Raw genomic sequence first — 6,576 nt, 5'->3', positions numbered from 1 at the left:
CGGCGTGCCACCGAAAGGTTGTGCGGGCAAGAGGCGCGAAACCATGTGTTTCGCACCGCGCCGGCGGAATATTCGTGCGTCAGTGCGTCAGGTTCCGAACACGGACGTCATCAACCGGACATGGCGTGACACAGAACGTGGGCGTGTCCCATCAGGTTCTCTAATCGCCTCCGTGAATGGGCTCCTTTCTCCTCGTTGATGCAGCAGCGCCTGCCGGGCTCATAGTCTCTCCGGGGTCGATCGCATGTTTGTGGCGGAACGGCTCATTCGTCTTCCACATGGCGTGGAGAACGACGAGGCCAGCTGCATCATGACGATCCGTCTTGTTCGGCATCATGGAGAGGGCGGCGCTTGCGTGGCGTGCATCGAGACGCACGATCGGTAATCCTCGCTTCGTCAGTTCATTCCAAAGCCAGACCGCCAGTGGGCCGGTTTCCATGCCGATCCTCGCAAGTTGCCCCAGCCTTCCCGGTCAGCCAGTCCGCGATGGCATCCGGATCGGTTGGAACCTTTCCCTCCGCGACTTTCCGACCGTTATCGTCAACCACGCAGACGGCGGTCTGTTCCATTGAGACATCCAGGGCTGCATACTTCGTCATGGCAGTTCTCCTTCCTGCGCTGCGGCGCTGACCGATTCATCGACATGGTCAGGTTGGGGAACTGCCGCCCGGAATGCGAGAGGCACCACCTGCGATTATGCTAAGTGGGTGGCTCGGCGGTAGCAAAGCCACTCGCAAGCGCCGTTAATAGCGCTGTAGCCAGTGAGCGGCGTGTCGGCGGTCGTCGGCGCTTTCCGGTAGGATTTGGTTGTTGACACCAAATCCATTTCGGAAGGACCACCGATGACCGGCGACATGATGAACCTGCGCACGCTCGTGGAGAAGACCCCGGATGCCGATCTGCTGCGGGAGATGATCGGCTTTGCCTCCGAGCGGCTGATGGAGCTGGAGGTGGACGCGGCCACCGGCGCTGCCATGGATCGAGAAGAACCCGCTGCGGCGCAATGGCTACCGCGACCGGACTGGGAGACGCGGGCCGGCACGGTCGAGCTGCGCATCCCGAATGGCAAGCCGACGCTGATCCCGAATTATCCGGCGCCCTGGACCGCGCGCTATCTTGAGAACCGCTATCAGATCGTTGATCCGGTCATAATCGTGCACGCTGTGGCGGTTGGCCCCGGCAAACCGGACTCCGTTGGCTCAAGTTGGATTCGGCAGGGAGGTCGCCGAGTCCCCGACCGCCGCACACAAAGCCTCGTCGACATGGGATACGCCACCTGACTGCCCAACGGCGCGATCCGTGCCCCGCGTGACCTGCTGCAGCCGCTCAAGCAGGCTGAAGTCTGCCGCCTCGGCCGTGGGATAGCGGCCGAGCGCGGGCTCAGCTTCATTCAGGCTCCGCCTGGCGAATATGTCAGCGGCCGGCTTGCCGGCGCCGCCAACCGCCGTTGGCCGCTTCGCCATGCTTGACGACGGAGCTAGCTTCCAGCTTATCCCCTGGCAGCCAGCGCTCGAAAAGCGCATCGGCCAGCACATCACCGGGGCCCGCCCGCGACAGCGGTGGTATCGAAGGGAGCTTCGGCAGGCAACGGGGACTAGGCTGCGATGTCTTTGCTACTACGGCCCTTGCGCTCCGCCATGGTATGTACTCTGCAGTAGCCGATGCCAACCGACGCGCCAATGCAGTGCGCCATGGGATCTGCATCGGTGTCGTTGGCGGGCTGCAGGGTCAGGATCCTATCGACGAACAGCCGCAAAGCCTTCGCCGTTTCCAGGTGGGATATGTCGCCTTTAACGGCAGCGGCCGAACAAGACGAGACCGTCCGTAACTATGTCTCGAAAACGGCATGTGCGCCGATGACTATTTTCAGACAATACGAATCACTTAAGTATCAAATATTAAGTTCGGGAAATACCTGTGAGAAATGAGCCTGTAGGTTTAGTAATACAGAAAGCCATAAAGTTTCTTTTCAATCTAAAAGGCGCGCCGACCTTGTCGCTTAGTAAGTTGATAGGAAAGCACGGGTTCGTCCCGGGATCTCCCTGACACGAGCGCGGTGATCGGCGGAGAGGGCTCACGCTGTCAACGAAGCCCTCGCTCCGCCGGGAACATCTGATCTAGACCATCGGACTTTCATGTGATTCCATACCCAGCGGCTGTGAAGTAGTTTCTGCATTCTGTTGGGGAGAAGAGATTGCAGATATCGCCGATGGCCTGCGCTTGCATATCGCAACCCTCCAAAATTTGTCCAGGGCTCCGTGCCACACCGCTTGTAAGTAAAAGGTCGCAACGGATACTTCAAACAATTTTACAAAATCTTTGCTATCGCAAATCGCTGATGATGGTACGTTCACCGCAAGGTCTGAGGTCAGGAACGGCTGAAAAAGCTGATGCCTGTTTACGCTCAAACCGCCGCACAACGCGAACGGAGAGTCAACGCGAATGGCAAGAAGGGTGCTCATCATGGTTGAAAGCCACTGGTCCGCAATACGTCCAGCGGCCCGGCGTCTTCGTCTTCACCTATTGGCCTGTCGGCTGATTCCCTCAGCGCGTCCGGAGGGCAGATCGAGGTGGAAATATTCGGCGAGCGCTTCGCCGCCACGCCTACGACGCTCCCTCCATGTTGACGCTGTGGCGAGGGCGGCGTCGTCGGCGACACGCTGTGGGCGCGCAGCATGGCGAGCGCGATCGAGTTGTAAACCCGATGAGCCCAATCATCGTCTCGCTAGACCGGATCGAAGACATCTTCGCGCGTCGGGAGGGGTTCGATCCTGATCTGAAGCCGGTCTTGGTCGGAAGCCACCTCGATACGCAGGTCGCAGGCGGCAAGCTCGATGGCTTCTTGGAGGTGTGTCCGACTGGAACTTGTAAGAATGCTTAATGACCCCGGCGTCGAGATCAATCGGCCAGTGGAGGTCGTTTGCTGGACAAACGAAGAGGGTGTGTGGTTTGAACCGCCAATGACGGGCTCTGGAGCATTCTCAGGTGCGTACGACATGGCCGGGGCGCTTGAGCAGACGGATGACAAGGGGGTTAGTCGTTGGCCAGCAGTTGGCACGCGTCGGCTATGTCGGCGAGCGTGACCACGATCCTGAGGGAATCAATGTGTAATTCGAACTGTATATCGAGCAGGGACCCCTTCTTAATCCGGAAGGGCTGCATGTCGGGATAGTCACCGGGGCTTTACTTGGTTCGGTGCCGGTCGAGCTCAAAGCTGAGAACGGGCATTCCGGGCCGACGCCAATGTAAGATCAAGGATGCGCTTGCGGGCGCCCAATGCGGTACTGCGCCGCGCGAACGCTTGACCTGCGGCATGGGTGATCCGCGACGCAAAAATGCCGCCCCCGGAACCAGTCCAGCCTAGGGCCAGTCCCAGCTTCCAAACGAATGCGGAGTGCTCCGTAGTGAGAACCTTTGGAACCTACATCGTTGAGTTGCTGGCCGCCAACGGTGTCGAACTCGTTTTCGGCATCCCCGGAGCACACACGATCGAGCTTTACCGGGGCCTGCAAAACACGGGCTTGCGGCACATCACCTCCCGCCATGAGCAAGGCGCCGGTTTCATGGCCGACGGATACGCCCGGGTTAGCGGCAAGCCTGGGGTCTGCTTCATCATCAGCGGCCCGGGATTGACCAATATCGCGACCGCCATGGGGCAGGCCTATTGCGACTCGATCCCGCTGCTAGTGATCTCCGCGGTGAATCCAATCGGGGCGATGGGCTCAGGCGCCGGCCATCTTCACGAACTGCCGGATCAGCGCCAGTTGATGCGACAGGTCAGTGCCTTCAGTCACACGGTTCTGGATATGGGCGAGTTCAAACTGGCTCTTGCGAGAGCCTTCGCGATATTTGCTTCCGCCCGGCCGCGTCCAGTTCACATAGAGATCCCCGTGGACTTGCTGCGATGCGACAGCACGTCCTTGGGGATCGCGCGCCGCTTTGACCTGCCTGCCGCGCCCGGCCTTGGAACGGAAACAGCGGCTGCAGCGGCAGAACTGCTCGGAAACGCCGCCCGGCCAGTGATAGTGGCCGGTGGAGGAGCCAGGGGCGCAAGTGTTTCCATTAGACGTCTGGCCGAAGCCCTGGACGCGCCGGTATTGATGACCGTGAACGGTCGCGGCATCTTGTCCTCGGGGCACGCGCTTGCTGTTCCCATTATTCCGGCAAGCGCGCCAGCCGTCGAACTGCTGAGCAAATCCGAGGTAATTCTTGCGATCGGCACCGAAATGGGGCCGACCGATTTCGGGGACAAGCTCCTAGATCTCGCCAGTTTCCCTGGCAAGCTCATCCGAATAGATATCGACCCTGAACAGGCGATGCGTGGCATGTCCCCGGATCTGGCGATCGTGGCCGATGCGACCGAAGCCGCCGAACAGATCGGCGCACTGATCGCGCCTTGCGGTGCAGGCGGCAGCGGGGGTGCACGTGCGGCTGCGGCACGGACGGCGATGGCGGCGTTAGTCACGCCCAGGAGGCAGGTGGGCCTGTGTTTGCTATCGGCGTTACGCGATAGCGCAGCAAATACGATCATCGTCGGCGATTCCAATCAACCAATCTATGCCGGCTGCATGGCGTTCGGTACCGACGCGCCCGGCACCTTCTTCTGCTCGGCGACCGGCTACGGGACCCTGGGATATGCGCTGCCCGCTGCTATAGGTGCTAAAATCGCAGCTCCGGACCGCCCCGTCGTTTGTGTCATCGGAGACGGCGGACTTCAATTCACTCTCGCGGAAATGGCGACCGCGACCGAAATTGGCTGTCCAGTCATCATGATCGTCTGGAACAACAACGGCTATGCCCAGATCAAGACACACATGGAGAATGCCGGGATCGAGCCGATCGGTGTCGACATCTTTACACCCGATTTCCAGAAGCTCGCGCAGGCCTTTGATTGGTACGCTGAGATACTGGCGGAGCCCGACACTCTTGGCGCACGTCTGGCTGCAGCCAGGGCGCGCGGCAGGCCCTCTCTGATCGAGATCGTAGAGGCCTCCTACTTTTAGTCGTTGGCCACCCAAAGGCACAGCAATGGACCTCTCACGCATGGAGGATGTAGAAAGCTTGCGAGACACCGGCTTCAGGCCGCGGTTGAGTGCTTGGCGGTGGTGCTGGCGCTCGATGAGCCCGGCGCCATCCATGCCGACTAGACTAGTTCCCGTCCATAAACGGCAAACGATTGATTCTGTTGAATGAATCGCGGCTTTGTGCGAGCAAGGCCCGGCGGTTTCAGGTATCTTGGATCATGCGACTGATTCCAAAGCCCTGCCACCGCCGGAGCCGACAATGCGCCAAGAACGCACCGTCCAAGCCAGATCCTATGAGGAGGGTGGATAGCGACCTGCGCTGTGGCAAAGTGAGGTCGCTGAATCAACACCTTACCCTGGAGGCAAGCATGCCCGTTGCAGCTCACCAATCCGAAGCGCCGACCGCTATCCGTATCGATCTTGGCGCAATCTTCGTCTCATTGGAATTGAGCCGCTCGAAATGGTTGATCACCTCGCTGTCGCCGGGTGGCGGCGAGAAGATGTCGAAGCATTCGGTGGTGGCCGGCGACGTCGCCGGACTGCTGGCGCGATTTGCCGAGCTCAAGAGGAAGGCGCAGGCCCGGACCGGGCAGTGCTTTCCGATCATCGTGATCCAGGAGGCCGGGCTCGATGGCTTCTGGATCCATCGCGTGTTGGAGGCCGAAGGAATCGAAAGTCACGTCGTCGATCCGGCGTCGATTGCGACTTCGCGCCGGCGCCGCCGCGCAAAGACCGACAAGATCGACGGTGAGGCGCTGGTCCGGGCGTTGCTGGCCTACAAGCGAGGCGAGCCACGGGTGTGTGCGATGCTCCGGGTGCCGGCGCCCGAGGAGGAGGACCGTCGCCGCATCACGCGTGAGCGCAAGGCCTTGACGAACGAGCGCGTGCGCCACGTCAACCGCGTCAAAGGCCTGCTGTTCGCCCAAGGCGTATCCGGTTATGAGCCGCTGCGCCGCGACCGGCGCAAGCGACTGGAGGCGCTCAAGACCGGCGAGGCCGACCCTTGCCGGCACATCTGCAGGCGCAGGTCGGCCGGGAACTCGACAGGCTCGAACTGCTGCTGGAGCAGATCAAGGCTGTCGAGGCCGCGCGCGATGCCATGCTTGCTGACGTGCCGGTCGTCTCGCCGGCACCGGCGATGCTGCTCGACCTGAAGGGCATCGGGCCGGAGTTTGCCGCCGTCTTGTGGTCGGAGGGGCTGTCACGTCACTTCGACAACCGACGACAGGTTGCCGCCTATGTGGGCCTCGCGCCGACACCGTGGCAGAGCGGCTCGGTCGATCACGACCAGGGGGTATCGAAAGCCGGCAATCCAAGGCTGCGAACGACACTGATCCAGACGGCCTGGCTGTGGCTGCGCCATCAACCGCGATCGGCGCTCACCTTGTGGTTCCAGGACCGGGTCAAACACAAGGGCGGCCGTCTGAAGCAGGCGACGATTGTTGCGCTCGCCCGCAAGCTGCTCGTCGCGCTGTGGAAATACGTCAGCGCCGGCGTCGTCATCGAGGGCGCGGTCATGAAGACCGCCTGATGCGTTAGCCGAACTGAATTC

At 61.1% G+C, this 6,576-nt stretch carries 5 protein-coding genes and 2 pseudogenes; 5 read left to right on the top strand and 2 right to left on the bottom strand.

Annotation, left to right across the window (positions count from 1 at the left end):
• Positions 1–401: 401 nt before the first annotated feature.
• Positions 402–599 (bottom strand): hypothetical protein, encoded by a 198-nt coding sequence (locus tag NKH99_RS30580; protein WP_353017549.1) that lies wholly within the window; start codon positions 597–599, stop codon positions 402–404.
• A gap of 243 nt (positions 600–842) precedes the next feature.
• Here NKH99_RS30580 and NKH99_RS30575 point away from each other — a divergent pair.
• From NKH99_RS30575 to NKH99_RS30565, 3 genes and pseudogenes are all read left to right on the top strand, one after another.
• A pseudogene (locus tag NKH99_RS30575) lies at positions 843–1,061 on the top strand (transposase); the annotation flags it as partial.
• Positions 1,050–1,280 carry an autoinducer binding domain-containing protein gene (locus NKH99_RS30570; protein ID WP_353017553.1) on the top strand — a complete coding sequence of 77 codons (231 nt, stop codon included), beginning with the start codon at positions 1,050–1,052 and terminating at the stop codon, positions 1,278–1,280. The pseudogene NKH99_RS30575 and the gene NKH99_RS30570, both read left to right, overlap by 12 nt.
• Positions 1,281–1,410: 130 nt before the next feature.
• Entirely contained in the window at positions 1,411–1,794 is a 384-nt protein-coding gene (locus tag NKH99_RS30565; protein ID WP_353017547.1) for a DUF3363 domain-containing protein, read from the top strand.
• 323 nt (positions 1,795–2,117) lie between these two features.
• Here NKH99_RS30565 and NKH99_RS30560 read toward each other — a convergent pair whose 3' ends face one another.
• Positions 2,118–2,462 (bottom strand): hypothetical protein, encoded by a 345-nt coding sequence (locus NKH99_RS30560; protein ID WP_353017546.1) that lies wholly within the window; start codon positions 2,460–2,462, stop codon positions 2,118–2,120.
• Between the two features lie 942 nt (positions 2,463–3,404).
• Between NKH99_RS30560 and NKH99_RS30555 the strand changes: the two genes are divergently transcribed.
• Together NKH99_RS30555 and NKH99_RS30550 are read left to right on the top strand one after the other, a co-directional pair.
• Positions 3,405–5,003, top strand: coding sequence for a 5-guanidino-2-oxopentanoate decarboxylase (locus NKH99_RS30555; RefSeq protein ID WP_353017544.1), 1,599 nt, complete (start codon positions 3,405–3,407; stop codon positions 5,001–5,003).
• Between the two features lie 389 nt (positions 5,004–5,392).
• Positions 5,393–6,555 (top strand): annotated as a pseudogene (locus tag NKH99_RS30550) (IS110 family RNA-guided transposase).
• Positions 6,556–6,576: the final 21 nt, after the last annotated feature.

It is taken from the genome of Mesorhizobium sp. M0854 (assembly GCF_040319815.1).
Lineage (GTDB): Bacteria > Pseudomonadota > Alphaproteobacteria > Rhizobiales > Rhizobiaceae > Mesorhizobium.
Note: the sequence above shows the minus strand (reverse complement) of the source record. Positions and strands in the feature narration are given on the sequence as shown.